The organism is Streptococcus parasalivarius, assembly GCF_054785155.1.
In genome coordinates this window covers 137,841-156,038 of the sequence record NZ_BAABOB010000004.1, presented here as the reverse complement: position 1 = coordinate 156,038, position 18,198 = coordinate 137,841, and the positions used below count along the sequence as shown (strand labels likewise).

Here is an 18,198-nt window from a genome sequence, read left to right as displayed (position 1 = left end):
ATAAAAAGGAGGTACTATTATGGGTATCGAAGATAAATTGAATCAAGCTAAAGGTGCTCTTAAAGAGGGTGTTGGTAAACTTACTGGCGACAAAAAGACTGAAATTGAAGGTGCAGTTGAAAAAGTTGTAGCAAAAGCAAAAGACGGTATCGAAGATGTTAAAGAAGGCGTTGAAGGTGCTGTTGAAGGCCTTAAAAATGCTTTTTCTAAAAAATAATAATAAATAAACAGAAGCTCTTTTCCTTTTTTGAAGAGGGCTTCTGTTTTTCTTTATGTTCTTAACTAGAATTACTTACGAGAATGCTTGCTTCCTTTAAGTGCAAATGATGTTGTCATAAGTACAGCCCCTAATGCACCTAGTCCCAAGCTGCTCACATCACCAGTATTTGGTAGACTTGATTTACTTGTTTGATTGCTTTGAGCACTTTTATCAGACTGGTTAGCCTTAGAGCTTGTATGTTGTTTTTGAGCAAGATTAGTTTTTACAACTGAGCTAACATTTTCCTTTTGACTCAAGACTGACTGACCTTTTGATGCTTCAGAAGTTTGATTTTGAGTAGGAATCTTATTCAACTTCTCAGCAGTCTCTTGATTTTGTTGTTGGGTGCTACTTGTCTTATCTGTCCTTGCCTGTGCGGGATGTACTTCTGCTGACTGATTTGCAACTGCTACTTCAGACATCAATGATGTTACTTCAGGGTCTGAAGCATTAGTCCTTGATGAGCCTTGACCTGATGGGCTTGTGCTTCTTGCTGTCGTTGCCGGAGTAGTTGCATCTGACTTGTTAGCATTAGTTGCTACTGAATTGCTAGCAGTCGCAGAGGCTGAGGCATTCGCAGTTGGAGACATTGTGACACTAGCAGTCGTAGAAGTTGTGGTACTCACATTTGGAGACGTTGAGCTACTTGTTTGACTAGCAAAGTTTGGTGGGGTTGGACGACCTGTATTAGGCGTCTGACTTGTTGAACTTATACTACTTGTGCTTGTCGTATTTTCAGAACTTGTCGAAGCAGATTGGCCCCATGGTGTGTTAACGCTTCCGGTATTGGTAGAGCTTCCGCCATAGCTAGTCGGTCCACCGTAGCCTCCGAAGTTATCAGACATTGAGCTATTGCCAAAGCCACCACCTGGGAACCCACCTATTCCACCAACACCAGGACCGTTGTTTGTGCCTTCTTCAGTAGCTGTTGCAGTGGCACTTGAACCACTTGAGGTCGTGATGGTATAAGTTTCACCCGAAGTTAGGCTCTCAGTACTAAAGACCACATTTCCGAATGAAGACGTTGCCGTGGTTGTTGCAACAACATTTCCAGAGCTATCAGTGACTGTGATGGTATCCCCTGCACTTCCTGAGATGTTAGCCATAATGTAAGATTGGCTTGAACCTGTTGTAAAGGCTTGAGCCATTCCTTGGTTACCAATAGCCCATACAGTACCGCCAGAGATAATACCTGTTCCATCGTAGTCGATCGCGGCATTATCTGCACTCGTCTGAGCGACGTAGAGAGAACCACTTTTCACTGTCACATTGCCGTTACTGTCGATACCATCACCATCTGCCAAGATAGTTACCGTTGCACCGTCAATATTGATGCCCACTTCATTTTCCAAGTCAGAAGTCGAATTGGTTAAGCTTGAAGTATCAGCGCTGTCCTTGGTCGTCCACTCAGTGGCGTTAATACCATCATCACCAGCAGTGATATCAACGGTTCCACCTGTCAAATTGATATAACGCCCTTCAAGGCCTTCGTCACCTGCTACGACTGTTACTTTAGAATTGCCTTCGACAGTCAATTCATCCGTAACCGTAATACCTTTGTCAGTTGCATTAATGGTTACCGTTGAGTCGGTAATCGTCAAATCACCACTATTAACATCAGTTTCGTCTTCGACCTGAATACCGTCATCTGTCGCTGTGATGTTGACTGTGGCATTTTTAATAGTTACAGCTGTCGTCGCATTGATGCCGTCTTTAGCTTCAGAAGTCAAATCAAGCGTTACTGAATCAACAGTCACACTATCAGCCTTGATGGCATGCTTTTCAGTACTTGAAAGGGTCAGAGTACTTCCAGTACCACTTGTGATCGTCAAAGCCCCAGTCGCTTCAATTGCGTTATCAGAGGTTGATGAAATGGAACTATCTGAAAGAACATTCACTGTCAGCTCCGCAGAAGAATTTGAAGTGATTGATGAATTGGTTAAAGTCACACCATCCAAGTAGATAGTAACCGGATCAGTCACACTACCAGCTACGATGATTGTATAACTTGAACCATTACCGGAAAGTGTGTAGGTACCAGATTGGTTGATTGTAATTGTTGTTCCCTCAATCGTTACCGCTGTACTATCACTAGTCACAGCAGTTGTCCCATTGAAAGTAATTGTAGTTGTTGAACTATCTGAATCAGTACTGCTAGACTCAGTTGTTGTTTCAGTAGCTGCGTCTGAGGCACTGTTAGTTAAAACTGAAGCTGTTTCGGAAGCAGTGGTTTCAGTGGTGCTTGAGCTTGTATTAGTGCTAGTGTTTTCATCTGCATTGTTCGTTTCAGATGCTGACGTTTCACTAGTTGTGCTCTCAGCCGTTTCTGAAGAACTTGCTTCTGAAGTTGAGGATGTGCTTGAATGATTAGATGTTTCACTGCTTGTTGATGTAGCAATCGTGTCCTCTGTCGTACTTGTTGTACTTATTGTTGACGAATCAGTGTCTGAAGTTGAAGCCGCAGTTGAAGTACTTGTAGCCGATTCTGTGCTTGTTTCAGTAGTAGCTGATGTATTGTCGGTCTGTGTACTTTCTTCAATTAAATCCGCAGTGGTTTCGCCTGTCGTAACGGTTGAGAGTGTTGATTCGGTGTTTGCCTCGTCAGCTGAAACCTTGCTGTCATTTAGGACGACTGAGCTACCAAAAATTAAGCTAGCTACTAGGACTGACCCCGCTGTTTTCCATTTTGATGATTTCTTAATGGCATAACGTTCTTGTGTTTGTTTGCTATGTTTGTATGTCATATGTTTTACCTCTTACTTACTTTTGTGATGACTCTATTAAACACGAGAAAGCTAAGACAAGGCTTAAAGAAAAGTTAATCTTTCCTTAAAGTAAAAAAATCCCCAAGATATTGGGAACTTTCAATCTATAGGATAGACCACTCTAAATTCTTCCAAAACAACCAGACTTTCCTGACTAAAATGTAATCCAACCTCTTCCAACCAATTGCTAAAGAGATTCTCATGAAGTTCTTGCCAATAGGTTAGCCCACGGTCTCCTTCACCTTCCTTGTAGGCATGGTCTTTAGAAACCTCTTTAAATGGGATGACCTCAACTTTCGTCGTTTCAATAATACAAATAGCATTCTCCTTACTATCAAGAATGACGCTCAGTTCATTTTCCTTGGGCAATGGTTCATTCCCCACTGCATACAAGTCAAAAGCTGAACTGGTTGCTGTCTTTTGCCCCATCAATACGAGTTCTGCCAAATAATCTGCTTCCACGCCAAAGGCCCAGGCATCAATCTTATCTCCGATTGTCTGATTTAAAATCTTATAGGCCTGCCACATCTGGTCTGATTTCATCAATCTACTCCTGCTTTTACTTTCCTTCCATTATATCAAAAAACGCTAGATCATCAGACCTAACGTTTTCATCTTAATACTTAGAATGTTTGTAACCGTAAAAGGCATAGATAGCTGACCCAATTAGCACTGCCAAACCAAAGGCTAACCATGTCTGCCAACTGTACTGACTCATAAAGGAGAGGCAGACGATAATTGAGATAATGGGCAAGACAGGAACAAATGGAACCTTAAACTCATCCTTCTGTGGCAACCCCTTGTCCTTACGAAGAATAATGAGGGCAATAGCCAAGAGGACCAAGTAAGCCAAGGTCGCAATGTTAACCAAGGACGCCATATTGGCCAAAGAGAAGATACCTGCTGAGATAGCTGACAAAACGCCTGTCAAAAGCGTCGCATGATGTGGAACCTTATTAGTCTTTGAAACCTTTTGGAAGGTTTGAGGAAGGAAACCATCACGCGCCAGGCTATAAACCATACGGCTAAGGGCATAGGCCATTGAAATACATACCGTAATCAAGGTCATAATAGCAACCACAGAGACATAGTTGGCCGCCCAAGAAATACCGATATAGCGAAGGGCATAAGCCACAGCATCATCAACATTCAACTTGGTATAGTGAACCACTCCTGTCAAGACCAGCGAAACCACGGCATAAAGTGAAGCCACGATAATCAAGGCAAGAACGATACCTCGAGGAACGTTCTTTTGCGGCTCTTTAATCTCGTCTACTGTCATAGAGATAGACTCGAAACCAAGGAAACCAAAGAACATGAGGGAAGCACCCGCCATAATTCCTGTCTTTCCTCCATAAATTTGCCCAAAGCCAAATGGTGCAAAATCTGCCCAGTTGCTAGGATTCAAATGGAAGAGACCCACTAAGATAAAGACTGCTAAGGCTGAAAATTTGAGCACTACCAAGAGGGAGTTCAAACGTAAAGCCTGTTTAGAATTCATGAGAAGAAGAGCCGTCACCAAGACCAAGACCAAGACTGGCAAGAGGTCAATGTAAGTGCCTTGACTGGGATTGAAAGGTCCACTGATGGCTTGAGGCAACTTAAGACCAAAGCTAGCCAGTAGCCCCTTGAGGTAGGCACCCCAACCAGAGGCCACACTGGATACAGCATTCATAAAGACAATCATGGTCAACCAGCCACCCATCCAGGCAGGATACTCCCCCCAGACAGCATAGAGATAACCATAAACACCACCAGCCGATGGGTAACGTGAGGCAAACTCAGCAAAGAAAATAGCTGACATCCCAACACACACGGCTGAAATCAAGACCGAAATAATCAGGGCAGGACCAGCTAGAGTCGATGCCGCGGTACCAGTAATCGTAAAGATTCCTGTCCCAACCATGGCACCGATTCCCAGAAGGACTACATCTCTAAGGGTCAGATGTCGTTTCATCTCAGTCTGAGCGAGACCAACATCCTTTTTACGAAAAATACTCATTTTTATACTCCATTATTTGCGAAATACTCAACTATTATACCATATTTCTTGGCCTAAAAGGAGCTCTTTCTGTATTTTTATACTTTTATTGTTGAATGCTATGCCAAAAATGGGGACTCCCAGTGGTTGCTTTTTAATTTTACATACATCTCTATCAAAAGAAACTTGCTAAAGTGGCTCTTTAGCATTCATTTTTGTTTCTAAAATCCTTATCTCGAAAGAATTTTCAATTTTTAGAAAAAATATGAAAATCTTATAAATGCGTTTGATTCTTCTAATGAAAGATGTTAGAATGGGGTCATTAAAAAGGAAAAGGGGAACTTTTATGGAAAATAAAGTTCATTTTAAACTTCATAAAGTGAAAAAACAATGGGTTACCATTGCCGTATCTGGTTTGGCACTTGGTGCCTCATTGATTGGAGTTGGTGTCTCTGCCGACGAAGAAGCTGCGAATCAAGTCACCTCAGCAAGCACACCTGAGAGCGTTAGCCAAGATCCTGATCTTGTCGTCACAGAAACAACTATAGCTACGACAAAAGCTGATCAAGTCGCAACCAATAATGCAGCTGATACAACTGCTAATGTTACAACGGAAAAGCAGCCAGTCCTTAAAGAAGACCAAGCAAGTAGCACTTACAATTTGGCTAGTGGCGAAACGAGAACTGCTACTTCAACTTCAGAAGCAGCTATCACAGCCACTGACGTAAACAGTCAAACACCAGAAACTGTTGAAACATCTGTCGTTTCTGGCGGTCAATTCAAGAGCGATGCTGAGGGCAACTGGTACTACCTTAAAGACGGGAAAAATCTGACAGGTGCCCAAAACATTGACCATTTCGACCTTTATTTCCACGAGGATGGAAAGCAAGCCAAAGGTGAGATTATCACTGAAAATGGACAATCTTTCTACTATGACAAAGCCAATGGACGTAAGGTAACCAATACCTCTATCAACATCGATGGTCAAGCCTACAATGCTGATGCCCAAGGTCGTTTGACAGCAGTTCTCCCTGAAACGAACAAACGCAACCAGTTTATCGAAGATAATAACCACAACTGGTATTACCTCGGCAAAGATGGCAAACCCGTCACTGGTGCTCAGACCATTGATGGCTTTAACCTCTACTTCCACGAAGATGGTCGACAAGCTAAAAACGAAATCGTTACTATTAATGGTGATAGCTACTATTTCGATAAAGACAATGGTCGTCGTGTGACAGGTCGCCAATATCTTGATTATGCAAACCATAAATACTTTGGTTACTACTACTTCGATAAAGATGGCAAGATGGTAAAAGATGACTTTGTTACCGAGAATGGTAATCTTTACTACTTTGATGCTACTGGTAATCAACCTGATTCTCTCTTTGTCTCAGATAAATCGGGTAACTGGTACTACTTCGACAATTACAAGGCAACTAAAGGCTTCTCAGCCCCATTTGGTTTCCAAACCGAATTCCTAGACCGTAGCCAATCCGACTATAAGACAAGCGTTCAAAACCTAAACGGACAACAGTATTACTTTGATCCTAAGACTGGTATTATGGTAACCAATCGTTATGTTTCTGATGATAAAGGGAATTGGTATTACTTTGGTAAAGATGGTAAAGCGCTTCACGGTTTTCAAACGGTGGACGGCAACCTTCACTACTTCAATAATAGTGGACAACAAGTCAAAGGGGACTTCCTTTACTACGATAACGATATCTACTATCTAGATAAAGATAATGGAAATCCAGTAACTAACCAATTCGTTAATAGAGATAACTCTTGGTACTACTTCGGATCTGATGGTAAAGCCGTGTCTGGTTTCCAAACCATTAACGGTCAGAACCTTTATTTCCACGAATATGGTGTCCAAGCCAAGGGACAACTGGTTACCATTGACGGCAAAACCTACTACTTCGATCCAAATACAGGTGACAAGTGGGTTAATCGCTCACTTACCTTAAACGGTACGGTATATAACTTTGATAGCAATGGTGTGGCGACTCTTAAAACTGCTCAAACCTCAAATCGAAACCAATTTGTTCAAGGTAGCGATCAAGAATGGTACTACTATGATGCTAATGGTAAAAAGGTCACTGGTTTCCAAACCATTAACAAGGACCTCTACTACTTTAACGATAAGGGCCAACAAGTCCGAGGTGCTTTCTTTACCCTAGGTGATAACCAGTATTTCGCTAACAGCGAAACTGGTGCTGTTCTTCGCAACGCCTTTTATCATGATACATCCACTGACCATTACGGTGACTTCTCTGAAACTATCTACTACGCAGGAAGTGATGGTGCCTTCAAGACAGGTTGGTTTGAAGTTGATGGCAACCGTTACTATGGTAGCGACTATTCTGATAATGATGCCTTTAAAGGAGGTCTCTACACAGGAGTCGTCAACTCTCAGCTCTTTAGCCCAGATGGAAAACTCTTGACAAACGGTCTCTATCCTGAATTCAAGCGTACTGGTGAAAATGATTATGAACTTAAAGGCGTCTATATCACAGATGCTGATGGTAAAATCAAAGAAGGTCCTTATCAGTATGATGGCAAGATTCTTGGATCAAAATATAGTAGCGTTCGCCAATCACAATGGTCAACTTTTGACGAATGGGACATTCTTAACGGACACCTCTACCATTTCGACTCTACACCAATGACCTTCACAGCACCAAATGGTCAAAAAGTGACCACAAACGTTGCCATTGCAACAACTAACAAGGCCCTTACCTATCGTGGTGTAACCTTTAATTTTGATGCCAAGGGTATTGACGAGACAAAAGAAAAAGCCATCCACTTTGACCAATTGCAGACAGATCCTAGCGGCACAAGTTATCTCTATGAAAATGGCCAAAAGGTCACTGGCTTGAAGACCTTTGATGGCGTTAGTTACTATTTCTATGAAGATGGCCGTCAAGCCAAAGGTACAGAGGTTACAATCAACGGTAAAACTTACCAATTTGACCAATTGACTGGTATCATGACACGCAACGCCTTTTCAAAATCATACAATTATGAAGGTTCCCCACGCTATCCATACTACCCAACTCGCTACTATGGCAACGATGGAGCTGCGCTTACCGGTTGGCAAACCATCGACGGCAAAGACTACTACTTCCGAGCTAGTGGAAACCTTGAAACAGGACGTTTTGTCATAGGAGACAGAGCCTACAATGCTGATGACAATGGCGTAGTTGCTGACCGCAAGGGTGAACCTGCCTATCGCAATCGTATTGTCTACGATAAAGGTGACAACTATTACTACAATGACAAAGGTGAGAAAGTTACCGGCTTCCAAGAAGTTGACGGCAAAGTCCTTTACTTCGACGCTGATGGCAAACAAGTCCTTGGGCGCTTTGTCACAGTTGATAACTACACCTACTATTTCGATCCTAGAACAGGGGAAAGATACACGAACCGCTCTGTCCTCATCGACGGTAAACTCTATACCTTCGATAAAGATGGACATGTGGTGTGATAAGATAATATGAGATGAAACCGAGACATACGTCTCGGTTTTTTTGATACTAAAATTATAGGCTAGGAGGACTCTAGCATCCTTTCTTATTTATTAATGTTTTCTGATTATAATATTTTTATTAAATAAAAATATTACTTTTATGAATCTCTACAAAATCATAAGTAGACCTAATTTTTAAATATAATAGTACATTAATACTCGTAATATACTATTGTTATCATGTTTTTAAATTATTTTAAGTATCAAACAAAATATTTTCATTTGCGTTCTTTAATTTTTTTGACTTTTATAATAACCTCTGTTATAATCATGATATATCAAGGAGGATTAATGAATATGAATAAGAAATTATATGCCACTATTGGTCTTAGTGCTGCAATTTTAGCACTTGGGCTATCATCTACTGCGCTTGCAGATGAACAAGAAGTATCAGTAAGTCTTCCCGCTACAGAGGCTCTTGATAACACTTCTTTTGAAAACCTAGTTGTTGAAAACATCCCTGCTTCAGCCCTTGATGTCAATCTGGCTAACGAATCCGCAAGCACAGCTAATCCTGCAACTGAGGTTAACTCAGCGAGCACTGCTGTTCTTAGTGAGGAAGTAACTGCACCTAAACCAGCAATTGAAAATACAACTCCTGTAAATCTTGAAGAATCAAATTCAGTTGTAAACACACCAACAGTTGATGAACGCGTGTCAGAAGTTCGTATTCATCACATCCGTCGAACAACTGAAGCAAGTTACTCACAATTCAGCTCTCAAAAAGATGTGCTTTACGCAACGATTAAAACTCCTGCTTTCACTGAATACGACACAGCTGCTTTTGCGCCAGCAACGGTTACCGATGAAAACGGAAAAACATGGTATTTTGCTAAATACGACGACATGGTGCTTAACAATAAGAGTAATTACGGCGCACCTAAAAAAGGGATTGCTTCAAGTCCTATTATTGATGTTACCTACTTCTATGATGATGTTGATCTTGCGCCCACTGTCGAGCAACAAGCTCGTTTTGTCGATGATAAGGGACAGGAAATTGCTCCAATCCAAGTCAACATGGTTAGACGTGATATTGATTTAGCTTACTACGCCTATTTCCCTACTGCTCCTAAAACAATCCAGGCAAATGGTAAAACATATGAGCTACAATTAATTGATGACCAAGAAATTAAGTCACACAAAATTCGTATCTCAAATACTGTGACAATCACTTATGTTTACAAGGAAGTAAGTGAAGGAACAGCTGAAAAACCTGTAACACCAGTTACACCAGTTACACCAACAAGTGCTAAAAAACTTCGTCTTCCTAAAGGGAATAACGGTGTGAAAACACGTATCCCTGTTAACTACAAACACCAAACAAATTCTTCAAACCAAGGAACTACAAAATTACGTCTCCCTAAAGGGAATAATGGTGTTAAAACTCGTGTACCGGCTAAAAAGAACACTCCTATTCTTGCAGTAGACTACCTATAAGCAATAAAAAAACAAAGACTAACTAAACTCGTCTTTGTTTTTTTCATTCCTATTTAACTCAGTAGATTTTTTAAATCATATATTCCAAATCATAACTAGCATCAGAAAGAATACGTGCCAAAAATTGTTGTGTACGTTTTTCTTTTGGTCTGTAAAAAATGTCTTTTGGACTCCCCTCTTCAATGACATGCCCTCCATCCATGAAAACGACATGGTTAGCTACATCTCTTGCAAACCCCATTTCATGAGTCACAACTACCATTGTTGTTCCTTCATGAGCAAGTTGTTTCATGACATCCAGAACATCCCCAACTAGTTCTGGATCAAGGGCTGATGTTGGTTCATCTAATAAGATAACCTCCGGCTTAACTGCTATAGCCCTGGCTAAACCAATACGTTGTTGTTGTCCACCTGAAAGTTGTGATGGGTAGTAATCTTTAAAATCCAGAAGACCAACTTTTTTAAGTGCTTCTTCAGCAATCTGTTGCGCTTCACTTTTAGGAACTTTCCTAGCAATCACTAAACCTTCCAAGATATTCTCGATAGCAGTCTTGTTTGCAAATAAATTGTAGTGTTGGAATACAAAAGCTGTCTTCTTTCGGATATCTAAAATATCTTTCTTTGATAACTTATCCAAAGAGTAGTCCTTACCCGAAATTGTTAATTGACCTCCATCTGCTTTCTCCAAATGATTAAGGCAACGTAAGAAAGTTGTTTTTCCTGAACCTGATGGTCCCAAGATGACAACCACATCTCCCTGTTTCACTTGTAGATTAACATCAACAAGAACCTGACGATCTCCAAATGTTTTTGATATATGTTTAGCTTCTAGCATAGTGACTCCCTCTATGTAAATTGCAATTTTCTTTCTCCAAGGTTAAAGAGAACTTGAATGATACCACAAATGATTAAATATAAAATGAAGATGACAAAATAAGATTCAAAATATTGATATCCATATGCTGCTTCAACTCGTGCAATTGCGGTAATATCTTTTATCGTCATAACAAAGACAAGTGACGTTCCTTTCACAATATTGATAACTAAGTTACACAAATTGGGAAGAGCAGACTTAAGTGCCTGAGGAAAAACGATTCTCAGATAAGCTTGTCTTGTTGTTAAACCTATGGCTTGTGCAGCTTCTAGTTGACCTTTATCAACAGTTTGTAATGCTGATCGAATGATTTCCGATAAACTTCCTGTCGTCATCAAGCTATAGATAATAAAAGCATAGTAAAGCGGATTAACTTTGAAGACATCTATGTGACTCCCAATTCCCTTAAAAAATTGATTTAACAAACTAGGGAATAAACTATAAAAAAATAAAATTAACAGAATTGGAGGTGTTGCACGAATAAATGCAAGATAAACAATTGAAAAAGTCTTGACACCTCTCAACTTATAAATCTGCCCTAAAGCGAGAAATAAAGCAGGTAGAAAACTCAATAAAATTGCCACAACCATGATTCCCAGAGTTACCGGAACACCATATAAAGCCTTGATAAAGGTATCTATTATAAAAGTAATATTCATTATTTACCTCTCTTTTATACTCAATTGTTGTTCTGTTATCCTAGAAATCAACGATAGAATTAACGCTATTCCCCAATAAACAAGGGCAACAGCTGTATAAGTCTCCAAAGAATAATTTCCTAAATGGCGACTAATCAAAAGATTCCCTTTGCCCATAACATCAATAAAACCAATTGTATAAGCCAAAGCTGCATCGCGCATAAGATTAAGTATAGCTGTTGTAATATTTGGTAAAGCAACCTTAAATGCTTGAGGGGCAATAATTCTTACAAAGGTTTGTTCAGAAGTAAGCCCAATACTAAGCCCAGCTTCTAATTGTCCTTTAGGAATTGCTTGATAAGCCGCTTTAAACACTTCTGATATCATTGCTGAGAATAGGAGAACCATGGTCACAAGAACGAATATCAATTTGGACCAATTATTAATATCTAATCCCAACCACCAATTAAGAAATTCTGGAACTCCGTAAAATACCAAGAATAATAGCACAATAGGTGGGGTACAGCGTAAGATAAAAACATATCCCTTAGCTAAATTCTCCAAAGCTTTATCCTTGGAAAGGCTTGCCCAAGCAATTAATCCTCCTAATAACGACCCAAGTAAAGTCGTTAATATGATAACCAATAATGTCATTGGTAAGCCCTTTATGACTTCAGGTAATGCTCCAAAAACTTTTGAAATGTCATAATTGACCATATTTTCTCCTAACTAAACTCACTTCAGAAGCTTATCAAAACATCATACTTTTACGACGTTACAATTTACTTATTTGTCTACGTATGAGAAGACATCCTCACCAAAGTATTTTTTAGATAACTTTTCAAGTGTACCGTCTTCTTTTAGTTCCTTGATAGCCTTAGTATATTCTTTTGAAAACTCTTCGTTCTTACTATCTCGATGGAAGAGTGGATAGGTTGGAATTCCTTTATAAGGGAACCAAGTCAATTTATCTGCATATTGATGATACGCACCATCTTTATCAGTTACAGCCTTTTCAAAAGATAATTTAATATCAAAGTAAGCATCATAACGATTTTCCAAAACCCATGCATAGGCATCTGAAACTTGGAAAGATTCCGCAGATGTTAACTCGATTGGTTGATCTTTATGCTCATCGTTGTAGTCTTTGATAACATTCCACTGAGCATTTTGTGGTGAGATTGGCACCAAGCGACCATTTTGTTTTGCAAAATCAGAGATATTTTTATATTTATCTTTATCATCCTTACGAATGGTAAATCCAATAATACTTGCTCCAATTGGATCTTTAGGAATAATAAATTTTTTAGCACGTTCATCTGTGTACCACGCACCCTTAGTACCAATGTCATATTTACCTGACTCTAAACCAATCAAAAGATCATCATCACTTGTTCCAGTATATTCAAATTTGTACTGTGGAAGCTTTTTATCAATTGCCTTTAATACAGCTACCTCATAGCCATCAGAATTACCATCCTTATCAACAAAATCATAAGGAACATAGTTTTGAGTATGGGCAACTTTTAATGTTGTTACCTTTCCAGAATCTAATTTTGCTTTTTTATCTCCTGTTAAGCTACGTCCAATAACTGTAGCCCCAATAAGTGCTACAACAACAGCTCCACCAATAATCCATGTCTTTTTACTCATATTAATCTCTCCTTTTTCTTACAAAATTGCTGCTTCACGTACCCATTCAATACGCTCATGGTTAATATCACTTGGAATCGTGCAATCAGCACCAATGATTAACCCATGGGTTCCAGTATCAGCAATAATCTCCCTAACCTTTTCTTGAATAGCTTTTTTAGTTCCAGTATATAGAAGACCGTCTTTTCCATTTTCAAATCCTCCAAGAACTGTGCGACCTCTAAAAATGTTGAGACCTTTTGCCAAACTAATTCCTTCAGGACCGACCGCCCAATTAACTACCTGAGCAGGATAATCTTTAAAGAGTTCGATGTTATTACGGGCTCCTTCGTATCCGCAAATATGTAGAATATTATGTCCTTTAGCTCCATTAGCTGCTTCTAAAACCTTTAATTCACTTGGAGCAATAATTTCTTTATAAATTTCAGTGCTAACTCGCTCATCTTGAATACTTTGAACACTTAGGTAAATACCATCAGCACCTGCTTCTTCAATCACCCTCTGACTAAGACTCGCAATGTCTTCGCCAATAACATCTAAAACATGCTTCAAAACTTTTCGGTTTTCCACAATGTAATCTGCGATAAGATCATCGCCACCTGAAACTTTTCCAACTAACCATTTTAAATAAGTGACCGGAGCGAAGATATTGTAAATTGCAACAATATCTTCAGGAAAATCAGCAATCAGACTTTTAACAAGTTCGACTTGTGCAGAAATCCAAGGATGATTTGCACCTAAAGGTTCAATCGTTTGCAAATCACTAATTGTCTTAAAATCTTTAAAAGCAGGCTGTGGGTATGCAAAGAAACCATCACTCATCAATTTAACAAAATCAGGTTTGACTTCTGCAATAAATTTTTTATGACCAGCCTTATTCTTATCAATAATTCCTGGATTTTCAAAACCATGTAACCACTCGTCTTCAGTCGTAAAATGATGCCAAAATCCTACTGGAACACGATCGACACTTTCTCCACGAAATGCTTTCAAAACTAACTCTCTTTTTTCTGACATAAGAATCTCCTTTTCTTTTATCCTAAAATCAACAACTCAATGAATTCACCTAAAATACTATAATCTCTTATTATCATTGGTTGCTTCAAAACTGAATGACATTATCTTATCAGAGATTATCACATCCGAAAAATAAAGAAATGTTATCCCTAGCCATAAATAAAATTTATGATATAGTAATCTAAATTACGTTAAATCCTATTGTTACTTCTTTTAAGCATATATGCCTACATAGTATTATTACCATCAGCTATAAGTAATTCTTAACACCAAGATAGAGAATTACTATCACAAACATAATTTAGTCTCTAGTCTTCCTGGAGAATCACTTCTCTGACTAACTTTGCTATAATAGTCTCAAACAAATAAAAGGAGATTTTCTATGACATCCTTATACGATTTTACAGTTTCAGATCAAGCTGACCAACCCGTGTCTCTCCAGGACTATAAGGGCAAGGTCGTCTTAATCGTCAATACAGCAACAGGATATGGTTTGACGCCACAATATCAGGGCTTGCAGGAACTTTATGACAAATACAAAGACCAAGGTTTCGAGATTCTTGATTTTCCTTGTAATCAGTTTATGGGACAGGCACCTGGTAGTGCTGAAGAAATCAATAGCTTTTGCACCCTTAATTACCATACGACCTTCCCTCGTTTTGCCAAAATCAAGGTCAATGGTAAGGAAGCAGAGCCACTTTTTGATTGGCTTAAAAAAGAAAAATCCAGACCCCTTGGGGCTAGAATTGAATGGAACTTTGCTAAGTTTCTGATTAACCGTGAAGGTAAAGTCGTAGAACGCTTTTCTTCCAAAACTGATCCACTAAAAATGGAAGATGCTATCAAAGTTCTTCTTAATAACTAAAAATAAAACGAGAGTAAAACTAGAACGACAATCTCTGACTGTCGCTAGTTCTGCTCTCGTTTTCTGCGTTAAGAAAAATAGTATAGAAAGAAATTTCGCTTTATTTTAGAACAAAGCTGTCAATGCTGTAATCAATCCAAAGATGATACCTGGCGCATTTGCAGCAGCAAGGGGAAGGTCACGTTCTTTTTTAAAGAGACCATAGTAAACCCAAAGGCTACAGTTGATAGCCGCTACCAAAGGTTGGATAAAGTTTCCTTTATGACCAGACAAATTGTCCATGATTTGTGGTACGTAAGATACGTACATCATTACTGACATAAAGGTTGCTACCCAACCAAGGGTTTTCATTTGTTTATCTGACATTCGAGACTCCTCTTTTATAAAATTCTTTTGCCTTGAACCTGATGATAAGATTCTCAAGACATGTTTTAATGCACTAGAATTAAAACAGTGTCTATCTTACGCTTTTACAATAGAGAATTCAAGAATTTTGGGGCAATGTTAATAAGATGTAAACTATCACAAGATTGTGATTGGTCACAAGATTGTGATAGTGAATTTAGTCTCTTATGTAGCGTTTTCATAAGAAAAAAAAGACCTTTTTAAGAGGTCAATTTTTCATAATATTATCTTTTGATCCTTAGAATAATAGACTCTTTATGATTGATTATAACGAAATCATTCAGCTAAGAGTACTTCTTTGATGGTTTGTTTTTGGAGTTTTCTGTTGGATAGATAAAAGAGGCTTTCATAAACCACCCCAAAACCAATCAAAGTCCAAAAGCACACATTCCAGTCAAAGTTGTGCTCAATCTTTTCAGGTACCGTGTCTTTGATCACACCAATCAAGATTTCCATGATGCCATATTGATAAACCGTTCCAAGAATGAATCCTAGATAAGCCCAGAAACGATAGGGAGCGAGAATATGACTTTGGCATTCACGATCGGTGTAGCCAAAAGCCTTCATCAAGGCTAAGGTTTCGCGACTTTCTGAGACCACAATCCCCAATGACAAAAAGAGAATCGAGAAAGAAAGAATCAGGCCAATCATAATCATCATGGTTTGGATGATGTCATCTGTGTAGTCCCTTAGGCCAAAGGACAATTGAACCATGGCTGCAAAACACATGGAGCCAAAGACCACAAAAAACAAGATCGATTTTCTCCCCAAAATCAGCGACGAAGACAGCTCTTTTAGGAAGGATTTCTCTTTCTTAGGAGCCCTCTTTCTCCTTTTGACCTTAATCGGTGTTGGAGATTTTTTCAATAAGCGAAGGGCCGGCGTTTGTAGTTGTCTTCTAGCATAGCCAATCGCAAGGACCATAAAGAAGGTCGTTGGCAGCATCACCAAAGCGAACAAGAGCTGCCAGTGAAAATGAATGGTAATGTCTGGCAGAATCCCCTTCTCATTGCGAAAGTCATAAAAATGACCCATCATTAGAAAAGACGCGAAATAGCCAAGAAGTGCTCCAACTCCAAAACTGAGTCCAAAAGCCCAAAATCGTTTCGCCAACTGGCCATTGCTATAGCCTAAAGCCTTTAAAATCCCTAATTGTTCCTTGTGGTCATCGACAAATTGTTTGATATAAAAACACATGAGAAGGATCGATGTCAAGGACAAGACAACCCCACTGACCATGGCCACCATCCAAGATAGCGAAACCTGGGCATCATAATAGGTCGTAATCATCGGATTGGTTTTAGAAATCTCCAACGGCTCGATATCAAGGTAAAAATTCAAGAAAAGATTGGCTACAAAGACGGCACAAGTCCCAATAATACTGACGACAACTAATTTTCGAATATCTTTTACTGAAAACATGGCTTACCATCCAATCTCATAGGCAGTCTGAGGCTGATCGTTGATCACAACTTGGGTAATCTTGCCACTATTGACCCGAATGATTGTTCTGGCCATATCCGCAATATTTTGGTTATGAGTCACCATAATTAAGGTAAAGCCCAACTTTTCCTTCAACTTCCAGATATAGTCGAGAATCTTGCGCCCTGTTTCTTCATCCAAGGCCCCCGTTGGCTCATCTAAGAAAAGAATATCTGGCTTTTTGGCCAAGGCACGAGCAATGGACACTCTCTGCTGTTCTCCACCAGATAATTCACTTGGATACTTGTCCAGCTTATCGCCAAGCCCCAAATCCTCGATGATCTGCAAAAAATCATGATTGCTTGCCAGATCAGCTCCCATCTTAACATTCTGTCTGACCGTGAGATTCGGTAATAAATAATACTGCTGAAAAATAAAGGCAATCTTCTCACGTCTGAAAGCTGTCAATTGAGCATCCGTGAGTTGAGACAAATCCTGCCCTTGAATGAGGATATGCCCCTCGTCTAACTTTTCTAATCCTGATAATACGTTTAAGAGAGTGGACTTTCCTGATCCAGAAGGACCTAGGATAACCACATCATCTTGGTCTTGAATCTGGAGATCAATCCCTTTTAAAACCTTTGTTTGGCCGTAACTTTTGTGAACATTTTCTAGTTGAATCATTTCTTTCCTACCATTTCTTTGATGAGAGATTGACAAACTTCTGTCAATAAACCAATCACTTCTTCCATGCTGAACTGATAAATACCAGAAGCAACCATAGAGGCCATTCCGTGTGAGTAGATAAATAAATGCTGGTACAAGCGACTAGCCTCCTCTAACGTCAACGGATAGTCTGCGACAATCGATTCCAGAACCAATTGGTAGCTATGATCCTTCATGGGAAGAAAATCTTGAAAGCGACGAATCGGATCTTTGCTAGGATTTTGGAAAAGCAACTGAAAGAGTTGGGGCTCTTTTGAAGCGAACAGGATATAAGCAATCCCGACAGAACGGAAGGGCTTCTCATCTTCTAAAGCCTTTCGTATATACTCCACCACTACCATTTCCGCAGCACCTATAACCTCTGCTTGTAACTCAGCCATATTAGCAAATTGCCCAAAAATGACCCTTGGCGTGGCTCCCAGTTTCTCCGCTAATGCTCGAGCTGTCAAACTAGCCAGGCCCTCTTCTCTCACCAATTGTAAAGCTGTCCCAATCATAGTCTCTTTACTAAATTTAACCTTTGGTGGCATAAGACTCCTTTCGCGCAACAGTTGTTACGCAACATATGTTGCATAAAGAATACCATAACAAATTAAGACTTGTCAAGAAAAATTCGTAAAG

The 18,198-nt window shown here is 39.5% G+C and carries 16 protein-coding genes; 4 read left to right on the top strand and 12 right to left on the bottom strand.

Features of this window, described 5'->3' with window-relative positions; all coding sequences use genetic code 11:
- The first annotated feature begins 19 nt into the window (after positions 1 to 19).
- Positions 20 to 217, top strand: a complete 198-nt coding sequence (locus ACYVQ1_RS05090; RefSeq protein ID WP_461250052.1) for a CsbD family protein — start codon at positions 20 to 22, stop codon at positions 215 to 217.
- A gap of 71 nt (positions 218 to 288) precedes the next feature.
- Here the strand turns inward: ACYVQ1_RS05090 and ACYVQ1_RS05085 are convergent, their stop codons facing one another.
- From ACYVQ1_RS05085 to ACYVQ1_RS05075, 3 genes are all read right to left on the bottom strand, one after another.
- Complete coding sequence (locus ACYVQ1_RS05085; protein WP_461250051.1) at positions 289 to 3,003, bottom strand: carbohydrate-binding domain-containing protein; 2,715 nt, start codon at positions 3,001 to 3,003, stop codon at positions 289 to 291.
- Positions 3,004 to 3,123: 120 nt separating this feature from the next.
- Positions 3,124 to 3,567, bottom strand: coding sequence for an ASCH domain-containing protein (locus tag ACYVQ1_RS05080; protein ID WP_461250050.1), 444 nt, complete (start codon positions 3,565 to 3,567; stop codon positions 3,124 to 3,126).
- 73 nt (positions 3,568 to 3,640) lie between these two features.
- Positions 3,641 to 5,026 carry an amino acid permease gene (locus ACYVQ1_RS05075; protein ID WP_037602195.1) on the bottom strand — a complete coding sequence of 462 codons (1,386 nt, stop codon included), beginning with the start codon at positions 5,024 to 5,026 and terminating at the stop codon, positions 3,641 to 3,643.
- Positions 5,027 to 5,351: 325 nt separating this feature from the next.
- Here ACYVQ1_RS05075 and ACYVQ1_RS05070 point away from each other — a divergent pair, with 325 nt between their 5' ends.
- Positions 5,352 to 8,498, top strand: a complete 3,147-nt coding sequence (locus ACYVQ1_RS05070; RefSeq protein WP_461250049.1) for a KxYKxGKxW signal peptide domain-containing protein — start codon at positions 5,352 to 5,354, stop codon at positions 8,496 to 8,498.
- Between the two features lie 333 nt (positions 8,499 to 8,831).
- Positions 8,832 to 9,977, top strand: a complete 1,146-nt coding sequence (locus ACYVQ1_RS05065) for a hypothetical protein (protein WP_461250048.1) — start codon at positions 8,832 to 8,834, stop codon at positions 9,975 to 9,977.
- A gap of 70 nt (positions 9,978 to 10,047) precedes the next feature.
- On the opposite strand, the gene ACYVQ1_RS05060 is transcribed toward ACYVQ1_RS05065, so the two are convergent.
- The 5 genes from ACYVQ1_RS05060 to ACYVQ1_RS05040 all read right to left on the bottom strand — a co-directional run bounded on the left by ACYVQ1_RS05060 (position 10,048) and on the right by ACYVQ1_RS05040 (position 14,159).
- Positions 10,048 to 10,812 carry an amino acid ABC transporter ATP-binding protein gene (locus tag ACYVQ1_RS05060; protein ID WP_002885262.1) on the bottom strand — a complete coding sequence of 255 codons (765 nt, stop codon included), beginning with the start codon at positions 10,810 to 10,812 and terminating at the stop codon, positions 10,048 to 10,050.
- Between the two features lie 11 nt (positions 10,813 to 10,823).
- The gene (locus ACYVQ1_RS05055) at positions 10,824 to 11,510 is read right to left on the bottom strand and encodes an amino acid ABC transporter permease (RefSeq protein ID WP_104021142.1); all 687 of its coding nucleotides are present in this window, start codon (positions 11,508 to 11,510) and stop codon (positions 10,824 to 10,826) included.
- Positions 11,511 to 11,513: 3 nt separating this feature from the next.
- A complete protein-coding gene (locus ACYVQ1_RS05050; RefSeq protein WP_461250047.1) occupies positions 11,514 to 12,206 on the bottom strand; it encodes an amino acid ABC transporter permease in 693 nt (230 codons plus the stop codon).
- 69 nt (positions 12,207 to 12,275) lie between these two features.
- Positions 12,276 to 13,142 (bottom strand): transporter substrate-binding domain-containing protein, encoded by an 867-nt coding sequence (locus ACYVQ1_RS05045; RefSeq protein ID WP_461250046.1) that lies wholly within the window; start codon positions 13,140 to 13,142, stop codon positions 12,276 to 12,278.
- Between the two features lie 18 nt (positions 13,143 to 13,160).
- Entirely contained in the window at positions 13,161 to 14,159 is a 999-nt protein-coding gene (locus ACYVQ1_RS05040) for a uroporphyrinogen decarboxylase family protein (protein ID WP_461250045.1), read from the bottom strand.
- Positions 14,160 to 14,541: 382 nt separating this feature from the next.
- Here ACYVQ1_RS05040 and ACYVQ1_RS05035 point away from each other — a divergent pair, with 382 nt between their 5' ends.
- Positions 14,542 to 15,024 carry a glutathione peroxidase gene (locus ACYVQ1_RS05035; protein WP_461250044.1) on the top strand — a complete coding sequence of 161 codons (483 nt, stop codon included), beginning with the start codon at positions 14,542 to 14,544 and terminating at the stop codon, positions 15,022 to 15,024.
- Positions 15,025 to 15,129: 105 nt separating this feature from the next.
- On the opposite strand, the gene ACYVQ1_RS05030 is transcribed toward ACYVQ1_RS05035, so the two are convergent.
- The 4 genes from ACYVQ1_RS05030 to ACYVQ1_RS05015 all read right to left on the bottom strand — a co-directional run bounded on the left by ACYVQ1_RS05030 (position 15,130) and on the right by ACYVQ1_RS05015 (position 18,107).
- A complete protein-coding gene (locus ACYVQ1_RS05030) occupies positions 15,130 to 15,390 on the bottom strand; it encodes a SemiSWEET family transporter (protein WP_002888017.1) in 261 nt (86 codons plus the stop codon).
- A gap of 315 nt (positions 15,391 to 15,705) precedes the next feature.
- Entirely contained in the window at positions 15,706 to 16,851 is a 1,146-nt protein-coding gene (locus ACYVQ1_RS05025; protein ID WP_461250043.1) for an FtsX-like permease family protein, read from the bottom strand.
- A gap of 3 nt (positions 16,852 to 16,854) precedes the next feature.
- Positions 16,855 to 17,535, bottom strand: coding sequence for an ABC transporter ATP-binding protein (locus ACYVQ1_RS05020; protein ID WP_461250042.1), 681 nt, complete (start codon positions 17,533 to 17,535; stop codon positions 16,855 to 16,857).
- Positions 17,532 to 18,107, bottom strand: a complete 576-nt coding sequence (locus tag ACYVQ1_RS05015; RefSeq protein WP_461250041.1) for a TetR/AcrR family transcriptional regulator — start codon at positions 18,105 to 18,107, stop codon at positions 17,532 to 17,534. Before ACYVQ1_RS05015 ends, ACYVQ1_RS05020 begins: the two co-directional genes overlap by 4 nt.
- Positions 18,108 to 18,198: the final 91 nt, after the last annotated feature.